Source organism: Chryseobacterium cucumeris (assembly GCF_016775705.1).
Taxonomy (GTDB): Bacteria; Bacteroidota; Bacteroidia; order Flavobacteriales; family Weeksellaceae; genus Chryseobacterium; species Chryseobacterium cupriresistens.
Genome location: NZ_CP068760.1, coordinates 2,318,262 through 2,340,133, shown reverse-complemented (window position 1 = coordinate 2,340,133; position 21,872 = coordinate 2,318,262). Strand labels below are relative to the sequence as shown.

Genomic DNA, 21,872 nt, shown 5'->3' with positions numbered 1-21,872 from the left:
TCGGGGTTTTGAGTTTGAGGGATTTTGGGTTCGAGATATTATAAGTGAAGAAGAACAAAGAACCATTAAAAACCAGCATCCGGCAACAAAATAAACAAATAATTGTGACCCCGCACTTCGCACCCCGCATCCCGTAACTCGTAACCCGCATCCCGCATCTCGAAACCCCTTATAAAAAATCCGAAACAGACTTGTCCTGCTGACTTTCATATCTTCTGTTTTTTGCTTCTCCGATTTTCTGTCTGGAATAAATACTGTTATGTCCTGAAAGAAGATAAGAAACGACACACGCAATAGCTACATATACACCGCATTCTGCCCCGAATAATTCAATTCCCATCAGCATACAGGCTAAAGGCGTATTGGTGGCTCCTGCAAATACCGCTACAAACCCCATTCCTGCTAATAATCCGAAGGGTAAAGGAATGAATAGTGACAGAGCGCTGCCTAAGGTAGCACCAATGAAGAACAAAGGTGTCACTTCTCCACCTTTGAATCCGGCCGAAAGCGTAACAATGGTAAAAATCATTTTTAGAGCAAAATCATACAGTGGAAGCTGCTTTTCAAAAGATTCCACAATTACAGGAACTCCCAGTCCTATATAACGGGTTGTTCCCATTGCAAAAACGGCAAGTGCTATAATAATTCCTCCCACTACTGGACGAAGTGGAGGATATTTGATATTTGATTTAAAAAGAGAGCTCATCCAGTGGATGATTTTACTGAAAGCAGCAGCGCAGATTCCAAAAGCTATTCCTGCCAGAATGCTGTATAGAATTGGTAAGAACTCAAGTTTAGGAATAAAATCAATATGGTAATGGGTATGTTTTACATTCCAGAGATTGGTAGCCCAGTCCGCCAGAATGGCAGAAGCAAATGCCGGAAAGATCGCATTGTAACGAATCCTTCCGATCAGAAAAACTTCAAGACCAAAAACGGCTCCTGCCAGCGGTGTTCCGAAAATGGAGCCAAATCCGGCAGCAATAGCAGCAATAATTAATATTTTTCTTTCATTTCTGTCAAGCTTAAAAGGCCTGGTGAGCTGATCCGCGATGGCTCCCGCCATCTGAAGAGCTGTTCCTTCACGGCCGGCAGAACCTCCGAAGAAATGCGTTGCAATTGTTCCCAGATACACAAAAGGAGCCATTTTAAAAGGAATAATTCCCTTGGGTTCATGGATGGTATCGATCAACAGATTATTTCCAGCCTCCACATCTTTTCCGAAATAATAATAAAGAAGCCCTATCAGAAATCCTGCAGCAGGAAGTAAAGCAATCAGCCAGAGATGATTTTCTCTGAAGTGTGTTGCCCATTCTAAAGATTGAAGAAATCCTGCAGATGCGGTTCCTACCAATGCACCAATGATGATACTGATACACAGCCATTTTAAAATATAAGGAATTGCCGGAAATTTTCTGAAGAAAAAACGAGTATAAAAAACTGCTTTTTTACCTGGTGTTCTTTGACTTTTTGACATAATAATCCTGATTAGTTATTTGTTAATAATCTTTTAATCAGGCGTCATCAGCTTTTATAAAGCGGTTGGGTAAGGAAGAACACCATTTCCTTTTGATGATGCAAATATATGAATTATGGTAAAAAGATAAAAGATAAAAGATAAAAGATCTTATTGTTAAAATTCAATAGGGGTGGGCTTTAGCCCAGCCAAATAAATTTTAAATCCCATTGGCTTTAGCCCAAACTTAAAAATAACCATAGCTTTAATATACCGGATAATGCATCGCCTTATTGATTTCAATTGGGTTATTATATTTTCTGATAACCTCCTGCATGCTTTTGGTTTGGGTATTCAGTTCATCAACATTATGAATTTCCTTTCCATTGATATTAATTCTAAGGTCATTATTGGATTTGCTGATATTATTTCTTTCAAAAGCAAAAGGATCATTATAAAATTCCATAAGCAGCTTATGTTTTTGCTTTTCGTTAATAGGAATTGCTTTATTACCAAAGCTGGATTCCAGGAAATCTGAAGTAGAGGAGACTTCCGGAAGTTCTCTGCTTTTAACGAGCGTATAAAGGAAATTTTTCTTAGCATCTGATAGCTCAAAGATTAAACCGGGTAATCCACGCAGTTTAAATGGTCCTTCATTAAATGGAATGTCTTTACAGAACCAGGCCGTCCAGCTTCTCCCTCCAAATTTTGTAGTTGCTTTTTGTAAAGTATAGTTTTCTACCTTTTTAATCTCATCAGCAATTGTCCAATTGATCTTATCCGTAGTTTTAAATGTATAATATCCATTTTTAATGTTGATGAAATTTTCATTATCAAAAGAATTGATCTTTCTTTTAACTACCTGTCCGGTCATATCAGTATAGCTGAAGTTCGTTCCGAATTTTTTATTCAGTGAGTCTCTGATAGCGAGATCTTTTCCATAGAATTTTACCTCCTTCGGGGTGATATCCAGGATCATATTCACTTTTTCATATCCAGCCTCGGTAGAATCCATTTTATACTGAAGCTCATAAATAAACCGGTGTGTCTGAGACTGCACCAAAGCTGTTACAAGCAATGCTGATAAAGTAAAAAAACTTTTCATATCATGTGATTGGTCGTTTGTTGTTACTGGTTTCCCAAAACCTTAAACCTTAAATCCTGCAATCTCGCATCCCGAAACCTGCTCTTACAAAAAAGGTTTCATTTCATCTTCAATCTGCGTTCTCAGCTCCATCAGGCGTTTGGCATACATTTCAAGCTGTTTTTCTTCCTCTGTTTCCGGTGTCCATTTTGGAACAGGGAGTTTTTTTCCATTTTCATCCACAGCTACAAATACGATAATACAATGTGTTTTCTTCTCAAAGTTGGGCTGTTTTAAATTTCTTGAAAAAACATTGATGGCAATATGCATGCTTGAAGTTCCGGTATAGATCACCTGAGCGTCTACTTTTACTACTTCACCGATTTTAATAGGATCATAAAAACGGATTCCGCCCACATAAACAGTGACAGAATAATTACCACTCCAGGTTGTCGCGCATGCATAACCGGCCTGGTCAATCCATTTCATAACACTTCCTCCATGTACATTTCCTCCGTAATTAACATCTGAAGGCTCCGAAATAAACTGAAAAGTAATAGGCTTGTTCTGCATCTTTATAAAATTTGAATAAAGTTATTTAATAATTTCCAAAGTTTTAGATTAAATCCTACTTTTGAAAGACGAAACTTTCAATGAAAGAGAATTTTAACCCATAACAGATTTAGAACCCGTAATGAAGAAAGTATTTTATCTCAATACATGCGATACATGCAGAAAAATTTTAGCCCAATTTGACCTTACAGACTGGGAACTCCGTGAAATTAAAAAAGAACCAATTACAAAAGAGGAATTGGCGGAAATGCATAAAAAAACAAAGTCATACGAAGCATTATTCAGTAAAAAATCTACTCAGATCAAACTGAGAGGTCTGGATGTAAAATCATTAACAGAAAAAGATTTTAAAGAATTGCTGCTGGACCATTATACTTTCCTGAAAAGACCTGTATTTGTTACCGATAAAGAGATTTTCGTGGGTAATGACAAAAAAAATGTTGAAGAACTGCAGAAGTTCTTTGGCGTAAATGAATAAATTTAACTGGAAACTAATTTTGCAAATAATAAACCTTATAGGTTTTTAAAACCTATAAGGTTTGGATATAAACCCAAAAGAGGCTGTGATTTGTTCACAGCCTCTTTTTTGCTATTTTTTTCAATTATACAAAAGGAGCTTTCACCACTTTTGCAGGAATGTTCTTGTTTCTTACCTGAATAAAGATTTCAGATCCTAATTTGAAGTGAGGTTTGTCTACGTAAGCAAGACCTAATCCTACTTTTTTCATTGGAGACTGTGTTCCGGAAGTTACTTTTCCGATCACGTTTCCTTCAGCATCCACCACAGGATAGTCATGTCTTGGAACTCCTTTATCTGTCAGTTCGAAACCTACTAGTTTTCTTGTAACTCCTTCCTCTTTTTGTTTTGCGAAAACATCTTTAGAAACGAAGTCTTTATCAAATTTAGTGATCCACCCTAAACCGGCTTCAATTGGAGACGTTGTATCATCAATATCATTTCCGTACAGGCAGAATCCTTTTTCTAATCTTAAAGTGTCTCTGGCAGCCAATCCGCAAGGAATGATCCCTTCTTCTTTACCAGCTTCCATTACGGCATCCCAAAGTTTTTCAGCACTTTCGTTATTGAAATAAATCTCAAAACCACCGCTTCCTGTGTATCCTGTGTTTGAAATAATCACATCATTTTCTCCGGCAACGGTTCCTACTGTAAAATGATAGTAAGGAATTTCTGAAAGATTTACGTCTGTAAGTTTTTGAAGAATTTCAGTAGCTTTAGGCCCCTGAACTGCCAATAATGACATCTCATCAGAAGCATTGGTCATTTTAGCCCCGAAAGTATTGTATTTTGAAATATGATTCCAGTCTTTGTCGATGTTGGATGCGTTTACTACTACAAAATATTTGTCATCTTCCATTTTGTAAACGATAAGGTCATCTACAATTCCGCCGTTTTCGTTCGGAAGGCAGGAATATTGAGCTTTTCCGTTTTCAAGTGCATCTACATTATTGGTAGTTACATACTGCAAAAGGTCTTTTGAACCCGGCCCTTCGATGAAAAACTGTCCCATGTGGGAAACATCAAATAATCCTGCTTTTTCTCTTACTGCAAAATGCTCCTCTGTAACCCCTGAATATTGAACAGGCATTTCAAAACCTGCGAAAGGTACGATCTTAGCTCCCAAAGAAACATGTTTGTCGTACAAGGCTGTTTTCTTCATATTTAATTTTTATTTCTTTATTTTAAAACTGTTAAAAGTCTCATTGAATAGGGTCATATAGTTTCCGTTCCAGTATTTCTGGCCGCAATTAATGGAAACCAAATATAAGTTTTTATCTTTTTGAAAAGCTTTGGTTACCCAGAACAGCTTCTCTTTTTCATCGAAATGCTCATAGAAATATTCTGTATATCCTTTCTGGCTCTTTTTTTCTTTTACTTTATCCTCCGGGTCTTGGGATTGATAAAGTGCCAGCATAAATTTTTTTACTTCCGCTTTGGGAAGGGGAAGATCATGATATTCCGAAATGGTAATTGCCCCTATCTGGCTGGTAGGGAAAATATTAACAATTTCACTGTCGTTGGTAGATTTCCAGCCTTCAGGAACAGTAATAGAATAATTGGAATTTTCATAGACCTTTGCTTTTTGGGCAAAAAACAGACTTCCCGTCAAAAGTGCAGAAAAAAGCAATATTTTTTTCATCGTTAAAAATGGTGTTTATATTCTTCAAGGATGATTTTGAACCATTCTGTAAAGTTTTCAGGATGTTTGGAAATTTCCTTATCCAGATCTTCCATGGAAATGAATCTTACTTCTTCCACTTCCTCTTTATTTAAATTGAAATCAGTTTCATGATTTCCCACAAATACATGATCCAGCTCGTGCTCCCAAAGACCACCGCCTACATCTGCTTTGTAAATAAAATGGAATTTTTCAGAAAGATCTGCTTCAATTCCCAGTTCTTCCTTTAGTCTGCGTACCGCTCCTTGCTGATAAGTTTCCCCGTCACGCGGGTGCGAGCATACAGCATTGGTCCATTGGTTAGGAGAATGATATTTTCCTGAAGCCCTTTTCTGAAGAAGCATTTCTCCTTTACTGTTGAAAAGAAATACAGAAAAAGCACGGTGTAACAGGCCATTGATGTGAGCCTGCTGCTTTTCCATCAGCCCTAAAACCTCATCTTCAGGATTTACTAAAACAACAAATTCTTCCATTCCTACAAATGTAAGAGTAATAAATGTATTTTGGAAATTTTTAGATAAACATCATGCTTTTTGTAATCATGGCAATGAAATTGAGGAAGTCAGAAAAGACTGGCAGGTAAATTTGTCCATTCACTGAGTAGTTGCTTTTCAGATCTCCACTTTATGATGTAAAAATAAAATGTGAAATGAAAATTTTTAACTAATTCGGCTTGAATGGTTGATAAAATATTGATATTATTCTTTGAAAATAAGTTTTTATAGTAAAATATTAACATAAAGCAAGATTAATATGCCTGATAATGGTAAAAACGCTAACTTTGTTTTTTAATATTTAGTAATGGAATTAGAATACATTGAACACATTAGTCCTATTCTAAAGGATGGAATAAAAAATTACTTAATAGATATCGACGGAACCATTACTGATGACGTTCCCAATGAAGAGCCGGAAAGAATGGTTACCTGCGAACCCTACCCTGATGCTCTGGAAACGATCAACAGATGGTATGACGAAGGACATCAGATCTGCTTTTTTACTTCAAGAACCGAAAATCTGAAACAAATTACGATCGACTGGCTGGATAAGCATGGCTTCAAATACCACAGCGTGCTTTGCGGAAAACCAAGAGGAGGAAATTATCACTGGATAGACAACCATCTGGTAAGAGCTACAAGATACAAAGGAAGATTTACGGATTTGGTAGAAAAACAAGTGACCATTGAGGTATTCAAAGAAGACGGCGAATAAAAATATAATTCAAAGATTTAAAGATTAAATGTGAACCAGTACCTTTAATTTTTAAATCTTTCATTTTTTAATATACTTGATATTTTATGAAAGTTTTAGCAAACGACGGCCTGGATCAATCTGGAATAGATGCATTGACAGAAAAAGGCTTTGAGGTGATTACTACAAAAGTTCCCCAGGAATTTTTAGTAGATTATATTAATGAGCACAAAATCCGCACCTTATTGGTGAGAAGTGCCACACAGGTAAGAAAAGATATTATTGATGGATGTCCGTCTATCGACATTATTGGAAGAGGAGGTGTTGGTATGGATAATATTGACGTAGATTATGCAAGAGAAAAAGGGATTCATGTGATCAACACTCCTTCAGCATCATCGGAATCTGTGGCTGAGCTTGTTTTCGCCCATTTGTTTTCCGGGGCGAGATTTCTTCAGGATTCTAACAGAAAAATGCCAGTTGTAGGAGATACTGAATTTGCAGGTCTTAAAAAAGCATATGCTGCAGGTATCGAACTGAGAGGAAAAACCATCGGTATTGTAGGAATGGGAAGAATCGGCCAGGAAGTGGCAAGAATTGCTTTAGGACTTGGGATGAGAGTGATTGCCGCTGATAATAACGTCGGAAGAGCAAGTATCAAAGTGAAATTTTACAACAACCAGTTCATCAATGTTGATATCGAAACAGAGCCGTTACAGGATGTTTTAAAACATTCAGACTTCATTACTTTACACGTTCCTGCACAGAAGGACGGTTATATGATCGGAAAGGATGAGTTTGAAATAATGAAAGACGGAGTAGCTGTTGTAAACTGTTCAAGAGGTGGAGTTATTGATGAAGCAGCTTTAATTCAGGCTTTAGATTCAGGAAAAGTACGATTTGCCGGTTTAGATGTTTTCATTAATGAGCCAACACCATCAAAAGAAATCCTTACTCATTCTAAAATTTCCCTTACCCCTCACACGGGAGCTTCTACTCTTGAAGCGCAGGATAGAATAGGGCTTTCCCTGGCAGAGCAGATTTCAAGTATCTTACAGATTCAATAACTTGAAAAAGATCATAAATAAAGCACTCCAGCCTTAGACTGGAGTGCTTTTTTATTTTTAAAACTGTTGTTTAAAAGATTAGATATTTTTGCTTTTCAGCAAATCTCTGATCTCCATCAGTAATTTTTGATCTTCTGTAGGTCCGGCAGGAGCAGGAGCCTCTTTTTTGTTTACTTTATTGGCGAATTTAATGATCCAGAAAAGAACCATCGCAATACAAAGGAAACTGATTACTGCTGAAAGGAAATTTCCGTACGCAACACCATTCCAAGAAAGTTTTGCAATGTTTTCTGCACCGGCGGCTTTCAATGCCGGGTTGAGTATAAGAGGAGTGATTACATCTTCCACTAATGAGGAAACAATTTTGCCAAATGCTGCCCCAATGATCACACCGACAGCAAGATCGAGAACATTGCCCTTAAAGGCAAACTCTTTAAATTCTTTTACAAATCCCATAATTTATTTTTTTTTAATTAGTATATACACAAAAATATAATTAAAAAATGTAAAAAACACTACGTTTAATCGTTTTTTATTCCCAAAATATTGAAATTTACGCTCATTTCCTGCTAACAGTTTTAATGAATATTTCAGCATTGTAACAATACATTATGCCATTAATGATGACTTTTTATTTTTATTAATGAGGTGATAGCATAATGAAAAATCTTTTGTAATTTGCTTAAAAGTTTGTTTCACCTATGAAAATTTTCACCGCAGAACAGATACGCAGCTGGGATCAGTTTACGATTTCCCATGAGCCGGTTTCTTCTATTCAATTAATGGAAAGAGCTTCAATGGCTGCAGCTCATTGGATTTCGGAACACTGTAAAAACCATAAAAAGCTGGCTGTATTTTGTGGTAACGGAAATAACGGAGGTGACGGCCTGGCTGTCTCAAGGCTACTTTATCTGAAAGGTTTTGATGTAGATGTATTTGTAAGCGATTCCAAAAGGAAATTTTCAGAAGATGCTTCCGTTAACCTGAAAAGACTCCGCGATTTGTCGGGAATTACCGTCAGAAAATTTGATCCTGAAGAACACTATCATTTTGATGAGAAAACCATTATTGTAGATGCTCTTTTCGGAACGGGATTATCCAGACCGTTGGAAGGTGATTATAAAAGGCTTGTTGAACAATTGAATACTAAAAAGAATATTAAGATATCCATCGATATTCCTTCCGGATTGTCTGCAGATGAAATGTTTGATAATAATCCGGTTATTCTGAAAGCTGATTATACACTGACCTTTCAATGTTGGAAAAGAACCTTCCTTCATCCTGAAACAGGGAAATATACCGGAAAAGTAGTACAGCTGGATATTGATTTAAGCAAAATATACGCAGATACAACTGATTCTGATTACTCTGTAATTGATGATCAGCTGGTGGGATCGATATTTATTCCAAGACAGGAATTTTCCCATAAAGGCAGTTATGGTAAGGCTGCCATCATAGGAGGAAGCTATGGAAAAATAGGGGCGGCAGTGCTGGCAACACGATCAGCTCTCAAAACCGGAGCAGGGCTGACCTTTACACTCGCTCCGGAATGCGGATATAATATTTTGCAGACTTCATGCCCTGAAGCCATGTTTATACAAGGAGGGGAGCAGTTTATCACAAATTTTGAGATGGACAAAGATGTTACCTGTGGTGCCGGTCCTGGTCTGGGAACGCATTCCGGTACAGAGAAAGGCTTCTTGAGTTTTTTGAAAAACTATTCTCAGCCATTGATTCTGGATGCAGATGCATTGAATATTATTTCAATTGATCCAAAAAATTTGAAACTCATTCCCAAAAAATCAATCATAACTCCTCATCCGAAAGAGTTTGAAAGACTTTTCGGAAGTACAGATAATTCTTTTGAAAGACTTGAACTGGCAAGGAAAAAGGCAAAAGAACTTGATCTTTATATTGTCCTTAAAGACCACCATACCCAGGTTGTTACTCCGCAGGGAAAAGTATTCTATAATATAACCGGAAATGCAGGTCTTGCGAAAGGAGGAAGCGGAGATATTCTTACCGGAATTCTCACTTCGCTTCTGGCTCAGAAATACTCTGAAGAGGAGACTTGTATTCTTGGGGTATGGCTGCATGGCAGCGCTGCCGATATTGCTTCAGAAAAACATTCAAAAGAATCGATGCTGCCTACTGATGTCATTGATGCCTTTGGGTCTGTTTTCGAAGAACTGAACAGAAAGGCGGAGAGAAATCTGTAAGTAAACAGCTAATAAAAAAGGCAAATCTGTATTTCTACAAATTTGCCTTTTTATTTTTCAGCTTAAATGGCTTATTCCGGTTTCTCGTTTTCTGCCTCAGTGATCTTAAATTTCTTGGAAACGATCATGATGATAACACCTGCAATCATAAAAGGAATCGAAAGAACCTGACCTGTATTCAGACCGCCGATCTGGATGAATTCATCTCCCTGTGGCTCTTTAAGGAACTCAACAAAGAACCTGATCGCCCAAAGAATGATGAAAAACAGACCGAATAACCATCCCTGCTGGTATTTTTTATTTGTTTTTCTGTACAATATCCATAGTAAAATGAAGAGAAGAACATATCCTACTGCTTCAAATAACTGGCTTGGATAACGGGGTACCGTAAGACCATACTCACTGCTTTGTTGTGGGAAAAGCAAAGCAAACGGAGAATTCGGGTCAGCTGGTTTACCAACAATTTCAGAATTGAAAAAATTCCCCATTCTTACAAACGCTCCACCTAAAGCTACGACAATACCAAGTCTGTCATATACCCAAAACGGATTTTTCTTAATGATTTTAAATGAATAATAAAGCGTGGTAAAGATCAGGGCAATTGTAGCACCATGGCTCGCCAGTCCTGAAAAACCTGTGAATTTTAAACCGTTTTTTGTGCTTATCGGTAAAAATACACTCCAGAAATCCTCTTTAAATAGTTCCGGCTGATAAAAGATAACATGTCCTAATCTTGCTCCCAGAATAGTCCCGATCAGTGTCCATGTGAACAGAGGTTCAAGGTATTTCTGGTTCACATTATCAATCTTAAAGATTCTCGTCATTAAAACATATCCGAATCCAAATGCAAAAACAAACATCAAACTATAAAAGTGAAGCGTAAATGATCCGATGTGAATACCTTTTGATGGATCCCATATTTTAAATGAAGTCTTAAGTTCTACTTTATCAGAATCTGTAATAGGTTTTACAGACTTTACTGCATATTTAAAAGTGGTGATATTTTCTTTGGTAACACCAGTATCAATCAACTTAAAGTTTTTATCAAAAAACTGATACCTGGAATCCTTATACTTTGCTAAAGTGGAAGCCCCATAATTATAATAAGCAGGTTCAAAATTGGATTCATTAAGAATCACAACGAAAGACTGGTTCTTGTCTGATTCTCTGTCCGGAAAAGCTGTAAGGTCTCCCATTTCTGTGGTAGAATAGATTTTTACAGGAACATTGCTTCCATTGATATCTAAAGTTCCGTCAGATAAACCTCCAGGGTATTCCTGTGCAAAAAGAAGCTGCGTGGTGAACGCAAACAGCACAAGATAAATTCTGAAAAAGATAGTATTCATTTTTCTATTGATTTAATAGTTTGATTATTGACATTTATGTTTGGGTGGAACAGGATCATAACCGCTTCCTCCCCAGGGGTGGCATCTTAAAATTCTTTTAAATCCCAGCCAGAAACCTTTAAAAACACCATGCACCTGAAGCGACTCGATCATATAGTGAGAGCAGGTAGGTTCGTAACGGCAGTTTTTGGGAAGTAAGGGCGAGATGAACCATTGGTAAAATTTGATCAAAATTACCAGCGGAAATGTAATGATTTTATTAAATGTAAGTTTCAAAACAATGCAAAAATAGGGTAAAAAAATGAAAATTAGTTTAATTTTGTTATAAGTTTCGGAGATCGGAAATCCGGGACATTGATCTTAAAAAATAGAATTACTTTGAATCAAAATATCCCATTAGCTGAAAAATTAAGACCCAAAACCCTGAACGATGTTCTTGGGCAGGAGCATCTTACCGGCGACAAAGGAACAATCAGAAAGATGATTGAAAACAATACCCTGAATTCGCTGATATTCTGGGGGCCTCCGGGAACGGGGAAAACAACACTCGCTGAAATTATTTCTGAGCAGTCGGGGAGAAAGTTTTATAAGCTTTCTGCAGTTTCTTCCGGGGTGAAAGATGTGCGTGATGTGATTGAGGATGCCAAGAAGCAGAATTTGTTTTCCGGAAAATCACCGATTTTGTTTATTGACGAGATCCACAGGTTTAATAAGTCACAGCAGGATTCATTATTGCATGCGGTAGAAAAAGGCTGGATTGTTTTGATTGGCGCCACCACGGAGAATCCAAGCTTTGAGGTGGTTTCAGCACTGCTTTCAAGAAGCCAGGTCTATGTTTTAAAAGCTTTGAGCTATGAAAAACTGGAAGAACTGATTGATATCGCATCAGAAAGATACAATAAAGATGAAGGAACAGATTTTAAAATCCTTGAAAAAGAAGCTTTCATTCAGTATTCCGGTGGTGATGCCAGAAAACTGATCAATTCCGTAGAACTGGTTTTGAACCAATATAAAAATTCGGGTACAACGGAAATCCTGAATTCTGATGTTCTTGAAGTTCTCCAGGAAACGATGGCTTTGTATGATAAAAACGGAGAGCAGCATTATGATATCATCTCAGCCTTCATCAAATCTATGCGTGGAGGTGATCCGAACGGAGCGGTGTATTGGCTGGCAAGAATGATTGCCGGGGGAGAAGATATCAAGTTTATCGCAAGGAGAATGCTTATTCTTGCTGCTGAAGATGTAGGGTTGGCGAATCCTAACGCTTTGGTGGTTGCCAACAACTGTTTTCAGGCGATCAATGTGATCGGGAATCCTGAAGCAAGGATTATATTAAGTGAAACAGCCGTATATCTTGCGGTTTCCCCTAAGAGTAATTCTGCGTATATGGCGATTAATGAAGCGTTGGCTCTGGTAAAGCAGACCGGAAATCTGCCTGTACCTCTTCATTTGAGAAATGCACCAACAAAATTGATGAAAGACCTTGATTACGGAAAAGAATACAAATATGCCCATTCTTACGAAGGAAACTTTGTGGAACAGGATTTTCTTCCGGAAGAAATTCGAAATGTGAAACTATATGAGCCAGGAAATAACTCTACTGAGAAGAAAATCTATGAAGAGCTCAAGAAAAAATGGAATAATAAATACTAAAATAAAAAAGGATGCTGAAAAAACGGCATCCTTTTTTATATTAAATCGTTTTTTTTTAACCTGTACCATTTCAGCTATTATAAAGTGAAAAATGGTGGTAAATATTTTTAAACCATTAAGGAGACTGAAGAATCAAAGTATAGTTAAGATAAATCATGCTGATTTTAAGTTAAAGCGAAGCTTATCTTAATAATCTTAACATCTTAATACGATCTTAATGTTTCAAAAAATCAAATTATTCGGTAGTGTAAATAAACAATGTTTTCTTACCGTTGTAATCTTTTGTTTCAGTTCTTTTCCTGATTTCAGGATATATCAAAGTATTGGTATCTGTAAATTCATATCCTTCAATAAATACAGGGTTATCTGCCGGAATATTGTATTGTGCATTCATATTGGATAATGCCATTCTGTCAAGTACGTTTTCTCCGTTTTTAAACTTATATTCAGTTACGCCTTTTGTAAAAACAGAACTGTATTTTTTTAAGCTTTGGGGAAGACTCGCTGGAGTATTGTATACTTTAGAAACCTGTAATACGTTCTTTTTTGTATTGAACAATTCTACTGTCCCAATGGCATTGTCAGCCACTGCAAACTTTACAGCAGGATTTTTTTGCTGGGCCAATAAAGTAGCAGAGGATAGAAGTAAAAAAGAATAGAATAGTTTTTTCATAATTGGAATATGTAACTGTTAAAAACGTGATAAATATAGTTATTTTTTATAAAATCTGAATAAAATCTTGAATTGTTTTACATTCTATTTATAAATAAAAACTTTTCTCCTGATTATCAGTCTGTGCTTTCATCTTTTTTATCCTTTTTATCTACCATATTTCTGATCATATTTTTCAGTCGCTGGAAAGTAAAAGAGCTTAATAATAAAATAACTCCGAGAACAATAAAGGCGCTGATTCTTGAGATATTATCCATTTGCCATACATCATAACCATAAAGTTTCAATACCATCAGGCCTACCAATGCAAAACCAATCTTGTTATATTCCTGAATATTCTTTTTCAAACCGGTATAAATAAAAATACTGGCAAGAATTGTCCAGATAACAGGCAGATAAAGAATATTGAAATGTTCACTTGCTTTATAAGAATGCGGGAGATCATTGGAAACCATTAAAATATAAGAATGATGCAGCTCGCAGCTTACAGAAATGATTAGCGCCAGAGCCTGTATCCAGTAAGAAATCTTTTGCTTATGAAACGCTGAAGTAGGAATAATTCTGTATCCTATATATATAAAAGGAATCCATTGCAGAAGATGAAGGAAATAAAAGCTTAAATGGAGCTTTTTTGTTAAGACAGCGGTCACAACCAGAAGAGTCGAAACCGATGTATTTATTACGATCAGGAAGAAAAACAGATAAATCAGTAGGTTTTGAACATCATTTCTGATGCTCAGCAGTTTCCTGAAAAGCAATAAAATAAAAATATAATAAATGCTGAATAAAAATCCTGTGCTGGTAATGGCTGACCATGGCATTTCCGAAATATGATAAGTGATTTCAAGAAGAAAAGTAATATAGATAACCCCATAACTGATCACAGTAATAAGATCTTCAAAAAAGTTATTGCTTTTTTCCTGTGTCTCTTTCACGGTATTCCTTAGCAAATACAGATTAATCATGATGGAAACAATAGTAAAGGAACTTGTGATAAACGGAGGATTGAATATGATATTGAAATCTTTTGTTCCAAAATATTCAGTCCAGGTTATAAGCTGGGCGATCATCACCAATGGAAACAGGATATAAAAGAAAGTTTTGAAAATCTTATGACCTGTTTTTTTCCAGATAAAAAGAAGGAGGGTGGTTTCTATGGCCCAGATGCTGGTGATGAGATGCGTTTTAAACTGAATAGCAATCGCAATGGTTATAAGGCTGGTAACAAGCCCTGCAAATACAGAGTAAGCTACTCCAAAGCTTTTGCGGGTATATTCTCTGAAAAGTAAAATAGCATTTACAGCAGCAAAAATAAGCGGAAAAACAATCGGGGGTTCATATTTTAATGTATCAAAAATGTAAAGAAGCCCCAGAATACTTGAAAAATTAGCGAGAGCAAGTATTAAAATATCAGAGGTTGAAAGGATATTTCTTCTGAAGTAATCGTACAGACCAAAAATATAGAAAATCGCATAACTGATCAGATAAAAAGTAATGCTTAAAAGCTCCGGGCTTTCATGAGTCCAGAATAAAAGGTAGCCTGTTGTAAAAATATAAGCTGTCCATCCCACACTTTTCCAGTGCTGCAGAAAAGAGGCAGCCAGCATTCCTGTATTTAAAAGAGTAATATAAATAAAAAGGAAAAGATAATTACTTTGTCCTGTACTGATCATGAAAGGAGCTGCAAAACCTCCTATCAGTGAAAAGATAATCAGTACTTCACTTTTATAGTAATAGGACAGGATGATAGAGGCTGCGGTAATCAGTGCCGTTATAATAAAAGCTGTATTTTGGGTAAACAGATGATATTCACGAAAGGCAATGGTAGCTGTGAAATACAGAACAGCAACACCGCCTCCTGTAATGATGGAAGAAAAAGCCGGATAATTTTTTCTGAGAAAATGCCCGGTGATGATGATTCCTACTCCGGTACAAAAACCGATTCCCGCTCTTGCTGCTTCGCCGATCCAGTTTTTATCAATGGCATATTTTACAAAATAACCAATTCCGAGAACAAGGGTAAAAATTCCGATAATGGTAAGAACATTTTGTTTTAAAAAATCAGAAACAGGAGCAAGCCAGTCTTTTTGAACTGGTGTTGAGGTTTCTTCACTTTTTTCACGGTATGGTATATCTTCATGCTGAACCTGTTGAGGTACCTCTTGCTGCGGAATCAAACTGTTTTCCGTTGAGGTTGTTTTATGAATTACTTTTGTCTGAGCCTGAGCAGTCTCGTTGATTTTATAATGAAGATCTGAAATCTCCTTTTTCAATTTTCTGATTTTGCTGTTCAGATTATTGAAAATGATGAAGATAATTATAAAGATGATAACTGCAACAAACTCATTCATTTCATTAGTTTTTTATCAAATATAAAGAAATGTTTCAAATGCTATTTAAAAATTAACCCATCGCGGTATAAGCGATGGGTTAAATGGTATAGATAACTAACAATATGTTTTACTAGTTTGATACTTTGTAAATGTAGAATGACGCAATACTGGATCCTAATAATCCTGCCGTGATAACACCGGAATCTACAAGTCCGAAAGAAACTTTGTCACCCGCCTGGAATGAATACAAAGAATTGATGCTGGAATCGGAAAGTGTTAAGTTAACTGCTAATGCAAGATTGACCCCACTGAATGGACGAGTGTCTATCAAAGTGGTTACTGCAGATCTGGTTCTTGCGATAGCGATACCGGGAGATCCTGACAATAAAGAAGCCTGTAAACCTGTACCATATCTGAACGCAAATCCAACAGCATATACTCCGGTTGATGGAATATTATAAGAACCATCAGCATTGGTAAATAACGCCGCAGTTCCTATCGTTCTGTCGGCTTGTACAAAGCTGACAGGCTGGAAATCAGCAGGTAAAACCCCTAAATTCAGCAGGGTTATACCAGTTGTTTTTTTCGCAGAATATACAGAAGTGTTGGTTCCGGCAGCTGCACTTAGCAATGACGGGTCAACTGAGAATACCTGGGTAGTTCCCTGGTTAACAGCTAAAATCTGATATCCGGGTAGGGCTGTAGCGGCAGGGGTATCACGAACTTTCAAAGTTCCATTAACATCTAGAGTTGCAGATGGGTTGGCTGTATTGATACCCACCTGTGAGAATAATGGTAACGCTGCACATGCTAACATTAAGCTGTAAAGTTTAGTTTTCATGATCAAGATTTTTAAATTAGTTGCTAAGCAAATATACAACAAAAATTATACCCTGCATTGTGAAATCTTTAAAATTAACATTATTATGATGTAATATATTTAAACATATGTTTATATTTTAGTTAATATTTAGTCATAATTTGGTTACGACTTATTATATTTATTTTTATTTTAACATATTGTTTATCAGTGTTTTGGTGAAATATAATTCTCCCTATTGTGTGGGTTATTTATTGGTTTAAACAGAAGGTGTTATCCATAGATAATTTATTATAAAAGTTTTTTTGAATTTAATATTTCTCAAATGAATAAAAAAAACACTGCCGTAACGACAGTGTTTTTGAACAGATTTATTTGTTTTCTTAGCTTTCCAACAGGAATTCTTTATAATTCCCAAGAAAATCTACATTAGCGTTGATTGATTCAAGCTCTTTGAGTGCATTTTCATGCAAAACCTCCTTCCATGGTCCTTCCACATTGATAAAAAAGAAATAATTTCCCAAACCTGTTTTTAAGGTTCTGGATTCTATTTTGCTAAGGTTCATTTTTCTCCATGCAAAAACCGATAAAACCTGATGTAAACCACCGGGATGATCTTCCGGAAGCGTGATGAGCATTCCTGATTTTTCACCCAGTGTTTCCAGTTGGTCATTTTGATATTGGTTCTGTTCTTTGGAAATAATGATAAACCGGGTATGGTTTTGTTCAAAATCCTGAATATTACGGTTCACAATTTTTAAGCCATATAAATTGGCAGCATACTGATTGGCTACTGCAGCAATAGGAGTCTCCGGGTTTTCAGAAACAAATTTTGCGGCCGCTGCAGTGGAGGAAAAATCCTGTTTCGGAATCTCTTTGTAATGAGTGTCCAGAAAATGGAAGCTCTGTGCAAGAGCCTGTGGGTGAGAATATATTCTTTCGATATTCTCAATAGAATTTTCCGGATGAATCATCAGGTGATGCGCAATAGGCATTACTGCTTCTGCTTCTATCTTAATAGACGGAGTCTTATATAAATAATCCAGCGTCATCGATACGGTTCCTTCAATAGAGTTTTCCAAAGGTACTACTGCTTTTACTACCTCTCCGTTTTCAACGGCATCAAAACAATCCAGAATGCTGGCTTGAGGTACTATTTCGTCATCAGGGAAAAGCTGTGCTGTAGCAAGCTGGGTGAAACTGGCATGAGGTCCCAAAAATGCAATCTTCATAATATAATATATAAGGGATGATTAAAATAATGGTACAAAGGTGCGAATTAATTCATAAACAGAGAGGGTGTAGAGTTTAAAGTTTAGAGTTTAAAGTGTAATGTTTTTAGTTGCGAGTTACGGGTTACGAGTTGCGGGTTTATTTTGTGACCGGATAATTTGAGATAGATATTTTAACTCTATTGAAAATTCACCCTTCACCTTTATAAAACCTCTACCCAATATTTCGTCGGGTATCTCCCTAATTCCTACAACCTACTACCTGCTATCTATCCTTTCCAGTTCTTCTCAATCAGTTCCATCAGAAAATCCGGACACCTGATTACTTTATTAGTTTTTGAATCTAAAAAGAATAGAGTAGTGGAAGCTTCTGTTATTTTAATATGCTCTTCATTGTAAATTTCATATTCAAATTCAATCCTTACCCCCGGAATTTTTTTAACATAAGTATGGATTTCTAATTTTTGATCATATAAAGCAGGGCGGATATATTTAATTTTGTAGTCCGAAACGGGAAGCCAAATTCCTTGGTTTTCAATTTCATCGTATGAAATTCCTATGCTTCTGAAGAGTTCAACTCTCGCTACTTCGAAGTACGTTGCATAGTTTCCGTAGTATACGTATTTCATTGGATCTGTTTCTGCGTAACGTACTCGTATTGAGTGTGTTGTGTGTATCATTTTAGGTGTTAAATTATACATACAAATATATTTTTAAATAATCAATACCTGCAATATTTTTTTTTGAAAAGAAAAAATTAGACCTTTGTCTTCCTTCTAAACACAGTACAAACAAAGAATAATCGGGGCTTAAAAAATGGATGACAATTTAATGATGATATGGCAGAAATGCCTTCAGTTTATGCGCGATAACCTGAACGCTGCTGAAGACAATTCTGACCTTAAAAAACTTGAAAAATCTTTCGATATGCTATTCGATAAGGTTCAGCCGCTTTCATTGGTGGCCAACAACCTTACGCTGATCGTGCCGAGTGATTTTTACAAGGAATATATAGAGGACAATTACCTGTCCTTACTTTCTGCTGCCCTGAAGAAAAATATTGGAAAAGGAGTGAAATTATGGTATTCTGTGATGGAAAACAGACCAAAAGGTGAAGAAAAACCTGTTACCATGAACATTAAGGGACAAAGCGTTCCTACTCCGAAAACACAGGAAACAATGCCGCAAGGTTTTTCTGCTAATATTGTAAACCCGTTTGTCGTTCCTGGAATTAGAAAAGTAAATATAGATTCTAACCTGAAGCCTGACTATTCATTTGATAGTTATGTAGAAGGAGAAAGTAATAAATTTGCAGCCACTGTAGCCAGATCCATTGCCAAAAGACCTGGAGCAACAGCTTTCAACCCGTTATTCCTATATGGAGGTTATGGAGTTGGAAAAACCCACCTGGGACAGGCTGTCGGTCTTGAAGTAAAAAATCAGTTTCCTGATAAAGTAGTTCTTTATCTGTCTTCTGAAAAATTTATCCAGCAGTTTATCTCTGCGGCTAAAGCTCATAAGCAGACTGAGTTTGCTAATTTCTATCAAATGGTAGATGTACTGATTATTGATGATATTCAGTTCCTATCCGGAAAATCGGCAACACAGGACAGTTTCTTCCATATTTTTGATCACCTGCATCAGAATGGAAAACAGATTATCCTTACTTCAGATAAGGCTCCTGCAGATATTATGGATATCCAGGACAGAATTGTTTCCCGTTTCAAATGGGGGCTTTCTGCAGAAATTAAATCTCCGGATCTATCTACAAGAAGACAGATCATTGAAGATAAGCTAAGCAGAGACGGAATTGTTCTTCCTGGCGATATGCTTGACTTCCTTGCTGCTGAAGCAAAAACGAATGTAAGAGAACTTATCGGGGTTATCAACTCAGTGATTGCTTACTCTACAGTATATAAAAGAGACCTTAGTCTTGAGTTGCTTAAAGAAACCATCAACAGAATTGCTGCTAACCAAAAGAAAGTTATCAATATTCCTTACATTCAGGAAGTGGTTTGTGATTATTTTGGAATCAAAAAAGAGCAGCTGCTTTCAAAAACAAGAAAAAGAGAGATTGCATTACCAAGACAGCTTGCGATGTACTTCTCCAAAGAGTTTACCAATTCTACATTTACCAAAATTGGTGAGGAAATGGGAGGAAAAGATCACTCTACGGTAATGTACGCTTGTGATACCATCAAAGACGTTTCGAAAATTGATAAAGAAATCAAGAAATACGTAAAAGACCTTACTGAAAGAATCAAACAATAAATAAGGTTGAGCTTACATAAATTAAAATGAAGGATAGTTTTATTCTTCATTTTTTATTTAGTTTTGTCGTAATAAAAGACTTTTTTTAAAAAACAGGATATGAAAATTTTAATGGTTTGTCTGGGAAATATATGCAGAAGCCCACTGGCAGAAGGAATTATGAAAACGAAACTACCGGATCATTATCTCGTAGATTCTGCCGGAACTATTTCAATGCATGAAGGCGAACATCCGGATAAAAGAGCCATTAAAACTGCTGCCAATCATCATATTGATATATCGCAGCAAAGATCAAGACCTATCACCAGGAAAGATTTTGAAACCTTTGATAAGATCTACTGTATGGATGTTGATGTACTCGGAGATGTTGTTTCTAAAACTAAAAATGAAGAAGAACGTCAGAAAGTATCCTTGTTTTTAGAAGTATTGGGAGATCACAAAAATGCTGAAGTGCCGGATCCTTATTGGGGCGATATGAACGATTTTGAAAAGGTTTTCCAGCTTTTGGATAAAGGATGTGAGGCTATCAAAAATCAATTATCAAAATAATAAGCATGAAAATGCAAAATATTTCCCACAACCTTCACTTAACGAAAGAACAAAAAAAATAATACAATGCTTTTTTTACTCCCTGCTTATTTATCAGAAAATACTTCTATCAACCACTTTTCACCTGTTGTGAAGGATTATATCATGCAGACCGATTATTTCTTTGTGGAAAATGAGAAAACTGCCCGAAAGGTTGTGAAATTTTTTGCTCCTGAAAAAAAACAGGCTGATCTGAAGTTATTTCTATTGGATAAATACACAGAAAATGCAGATATTAAGGAGGCTCAGGAGCTCATGCTGAAAGGGGAGGACTTCGGATTACTGTCAGAAGCAGGACTGCCATGTATTGCAGATCCCGGAAATCTGATTGTGAAATGGTGTCATGAAAAAAATATCAGAGTAGTTCCTGTTTCAGGGCCTTCATCCATTATTCTTGCCTTGATTTCCAGTGGTTTTAATGGGCAGGAATTCACCTTCCATGGTTATCTTCCTATTGATAAAGGAGAGAAAAAGAAACAGATCATGAATCTTGAAAGTCTTGTTCAGAAAACCGGATATTCACAGATTTTTATGGAAACTCCTTACAGAAATAACCAGCTTTTTGAAGATTTATGCAAGTTTTTATCACCCAATACAAAGCTTTGTATTGCTGCCAATATCAACGATCCTGAACATGAATTCATCAAAACAAAAACCATAAAAGACTGGCAGAAACAAAAGCCGGAACTTCATAAAATTCCTGCAGTATTCGTACTTGGGAAATAAACTTTGCTCCTGTAGTTGACAATAAGTACGAGAGTTTTTGAGTACAAAATAGAAAAAGGCTGTGATTATTTCGCGGCCTTTGCTTTTTTATTTAGAATGGGTTGGAATATTATAAATACGATTTATAAGTTTTCTTTTTTCGTTCTTTCATTTATTGATGTATAATTTTAACTAAAAATATTTCAATAATTAGTGATAAATATCATAGCATTTATATATTTTTGTAATGTAAAATGTTATAATTTTATATTTAAATATAACGCATTATGAATTTTAAAATTTTAATGTTATTGATAATATTTATGATCTTTTTTTATATAGTTTGATTTTTTATTATACATATCATAATTAAACTGATTTAAACGCTGCAAGTTAATTTAACTTGTATTTATTGAATTACAAATGATGTAAGTTCCGTTTTGCTTACAATCAATTCAGC

Annotated in this window: 22 protein-coding genes and 1 riboswitch; of the genes, 8 read left to right on the top strand and 14 right to left on the bottom strand. The window is 36.1% G+C overall.

Annotation, left to right across the window (positions count from 1 at the left end):
• Window positions 1-169: 169 nt before the first annotated feature.
• From JNG87_RS10570 to JNG87_RS10560, 3 genes are all read right to left on the bottom strand, one after another.
• Window positions 170-1,477, bottom strand: a complete 1,308-nt coding sequence (locus tag JNG87_RS10570) for a voltage-gated chloride channel family protein (protein ID WP_202844016.1) — start codon at window positions 1,475-1,477, stop codon at window positions 170-172.
• Between the two features lie 31 nt (window positions 1,478-1,508).
• A riboswitch (Fluoride riboswitch) is annotated at window positions 1,509-1,576 on the bottom strand.
• A 145-nt stretch (window positions 1,577-1,721) separates the two neighbouring features.
• Entirely contained in the window at window positions 1,722-2,561 is an 840-nt protein-coding gene (locus tag JNG87_RS10565) for a GLPGLI family protein (protein ID WP_202844015.1), read from the bottom strand.
• 84 nt (window positions 2,562-2,645) lie between these two features.
• Window positions 2,646-3,113, bottom strand: coding sequence for an acyl-CoA thioesterase (locus JNG87_RS10560; protein WP_002980508.1), 468 nt, complete (start codon window positions 3,111-3,113; stop codon window positions 2,646-2,648).
• Between the two features lie 121 nt (window positions 3,114-3,234).
• Here JNG87_RS10560 and JNG87_RS10555 point away from each other — a divergent pair, with 121 nt between their 5' ends.
• Window positions 3,235-3,591, top strand: coding sequence for an arsenate reductase family protein (locus JNG87_RS10555; protein WP_110009391.1), 357 nt, complete (start codon window positions 3,235-3,237; stop codon window positions 3,589-3,591).
• Window positions 3,592-3,715: 124 nt separating this feature from the next.
• Here the strand turns inward: JNG87_RS10555 and gcvT are convergent, their stop codons facing one another.
• Genes gcvT through idi form a run of 3 tightly spaced genes read right to left on the bottom strand, consistent with a single transcriptional unit; the run spans window position 3,716 to window position 5,784 of the window.
• Window positions 3,716-4,792, bottom strand: coding sequence for a glycine cleavage system aminomethyltransferase GcvT (gene gcvT, locus JNG87_RS10550; protein WP_202844012.1), 1,077 nt, complete (start codon window positions 4,790-4,792; stop codon window positions 3,716-3,718).
• A gap of 9 nt (window positions 4,793-4,801) precedes the next feature.
• Window positions 4,802-5,272 carry a hypothetical protein gene (locus tag JNG87_RS10545; RefSeq protein WP_110009389.1) on the bottom strand — a complete coding sequence of 157 codons (471 nt, stop codon included), beginning with the start codon at window positions 5,270-5,272 and terminating at the stop codon, window positions 4,802-4,804.
• Between the two features lie 2 nt (window positions 5,273-5,274).
• Window positions 5,275-5,784, bottom strand: a complete 510-nt coding sequence (gene idi / locus JNG87_RS10540) for an isopentenyl-diphosphate Delta-isomerase (RefSeq protein WP_202844007.1) — start codon at window positions 5,782-5,784, stop codon at window positions 5,275-5,277.
• Window positions 5,785-6,112: 328 nt separating this feature from the next.
• On the opposite strand from idi, the gene JNG87_RS10535 reads away from it, so the two are divergent.
• Together JNG87_RS10535 and JNG87_RS10530 are read left to right on the top strand one after the other, a co-directional pair.
• Complete coding sequence (locus JNG87_RS10535) at window positions 6,113-6,523, top strand: phosphoheptose isomerase (protein WP_002980498.1); 411 nt, start codon at window positions 6,113-6,115, stop codon at window positions 6,521-6,523.
• An 86-nt stretch (window positions 6,524-6,609) separates the two neighbouring features.
• Window positions 6,610-7,569, top strand: coding sequence for a D-2-hydroxyacid dehydrogenase (locus JNG87_RS10530; RefSeq protein WP_110009387.1), 960 nt, complete (start codon window positions 6,610-6,612; stop codon window positions 7,567-7,569).
• A 78-nt stretch (window positions 7,570-7,647) separates the two neighbouring features.
• On the opposite strand, the gene mscL is transcribed toward JNG87_RS10530, so the two are convergent.
• Window positions 7,648-8,025: a large conductance mechanosensitive channel protein MscL gene (mscL, locus tag JNG87_RS10525; protein WP_002980494.1), complete on the bottom strand. Its 378-nt coding sequence runs from the start codon at window positions 8,023-8,025 to the stop codon at window positions 7,648-7,650.
• A 245-nt stretch (window positions 8,026-8,270) separates the two neighbouring features.
• Between mscL and JNG87_RS10520 the strand changes: the two genes are divergently transcribed.
• Window positions 8,271-9,788: an NAD(P)H-hydrate dehydratase gene (locus tag JNG87_RS10520; RefSeq protein WP_202844005.1), complete on the top strand. Its 1,518-nt coding sequence runs from the start codon at window positions 8,271-8,273 to the stop codon at window positions 9,786-9,788.
• Window positions 9,789-9,859: 71 nt separating this feature from the next.
• Here JNG87_RS10520 and lgt read toward each other — a convergent pair whose 3' ends face one another.
• Together lgt and yidD are read right to left on the bottom strand one after the other, a co-directional pair.
• The gene (gene lgt, locus JNG87_RS10515; RefSeq protein ID WP_202844270.1) at window positions 9,860-10,708 is read right to left on the bottom strand and encodes a prolipoprotein diacylglyceryl transferase; all 849 of its coding nucleotides are present in this window, start codon (window positions 10,706-10,708) and stop codon (window positions 9,860-9,862) included.
• A 450-nt stretch (window positions 10,709-11,158) separates the two neighbouring features.
• Window positions 11,159-11,410, bottom strand: a complete 252-nt coding sequence (gene yidD, locus JNG87_RS10510) for a membrane protein insertion efficiency factor YidD (protein ID WP_034695943.1) — start codon at window positions 11,408-11,410, stop codon at window positions 11,159-11,161.
• Between the two features lie 102 nt (window positions 11,411-11,512).
• Here yidD and JNG87_RS10505 point away from each other — a divergent pair, with 102 nt between their 5' ends.
• Window positions 11,513-12,790: a replication-associated recombination protein A gene (locus tag JNG87_RS10505; RefSeq protein WP_202844003.1), complete on the top strand. Its 1,278-nt coding sequence runs from the start codon at window positions 11,513-11,515 to the stop codon at window positions 12,788-12,790.
• 235 nt (window positions 12,791-13,025) lie between these two features.
• On the opposite strand, the gene JNG87_RS10500 is transcribed toward JNG87_RS10505, so the two are convergent.
• The 5 genes from JNG87_RS10500 to JNG87_RS10480 all read right to left on the bottom strand — a co-directional run bounded on the left by JNG87_RS10500 (window position 13,026) and on the right by JNG87_RS10480 (window position 18,528).
• Window positions 13,026-13,463 carry a hypothetical protein gene (locus tag JNG87_RS10500; protein ID WP_202844002.1) on the bottom strand — a complete coding sequence of 146 codons (438 nt, stop codon included), beginning with the start codon at window positions 13,461-13,463 and terminating at the stop codon, window positions 13,026-13,028.
• Window positions 13,464-13,579: 116 nt separating this feature from the next.
• Window positions 13,580-15,814: a DUF2339 domain-containing protein gene (locus JNG87_RS10495; RefSeq protein ID WP_202844000.1), complete on the bottom strand. Its 2,235-nt coding sequence runs from the start codon at window positions 15,812-15,814 to the stop codon at window positions 13,580-13,582.
• 112 nt (window positions 15,815-15,926) lie between these two features.
• Window positions 15,927-16,637 carry a hypothetical protein gene (locus JNG87_RS10490; protein ID WP_110009380.1) on the bottom strand — a complete coding sequence of 237 codons (711 nt, stop codon included), beginning with the start codon at window positions 16,635-16,637 and terminating at the stop codon, window positions 15,927-15,929.
• Between the two features lie 362 nt (window positions 16,638-16,999).
• On the bottom strand, window positions 17,000-17,848 hold the full coding sequence (gene pheA / locus JNG87_RS10485; protein WP_202843998.1) for a prephenate dehydratase: 849 nt from the start codon (window positions 17,846-17,848) through the stop codon (window positions 17,000-17,002).
• 269 nt (window positions 17,849-18,117) lie between these two features.
• Window positions 18,118-18,528, bottom strand: a complete 411-nt coding sequence (locus JNG87_RS10480) for an acyl-CoA thioesterase (protein WP_202844268.1) — start codon at window positions 18,526-18,528, stop codon at window positions 18,118-18,120.
• A 136-nt stretch (window positions 18,529-18,664) separates the two neighbouring features.
• Between JNG87_RS10480 and dnaA the strand changes: the two genes are divergently transcribed.
• The 3 genes from dnaA (at window position 18,665) to JNG87_RS10465 (ending at window position 21,433) form a co-directional block, all read left to right on the top strand.
• Window positions 18,665-20,119: a chromosomal replication initiator protein DnaA gene (gene dnaA, locus JNG87_RS10475; protein WP_002980474.1), complete on the top strand. Its 1,455-nt coding sequence runs from the start codon at window positions 18,665-18,667 to the stop codon at window positions 20,117-20,119.
• A 99-nt stretch (window positions 20,120-20,218) separates the two neighbouring features.
• Window positions 20,219-20,668 (top strand): low molecular weight protein-tyrosine-phosphatase, encoded by a 450-nt coding sequence (locus tag JNG87_RS10470; protein WP_202843996.1) that lies wholly within the window; start codon window positions 20,219-20,221, stop codon window positions 20,666-20,668.
• A 66-nt stretch (window positions 20,669-20,734) separates the two neighbouring features.
• Window positions 20,735-21,433, top strand: coding sequence for an SAM-dependent methyltransferase (locus JNG87_RS10465; protein ID WP_202843994.1), 699 nt, complete (start codon window positions 20,735-20,737; stop codon window positions 21,431-21,433).
• Window positions 21,434-21,872: the final 439 nt, after the last annotated feature.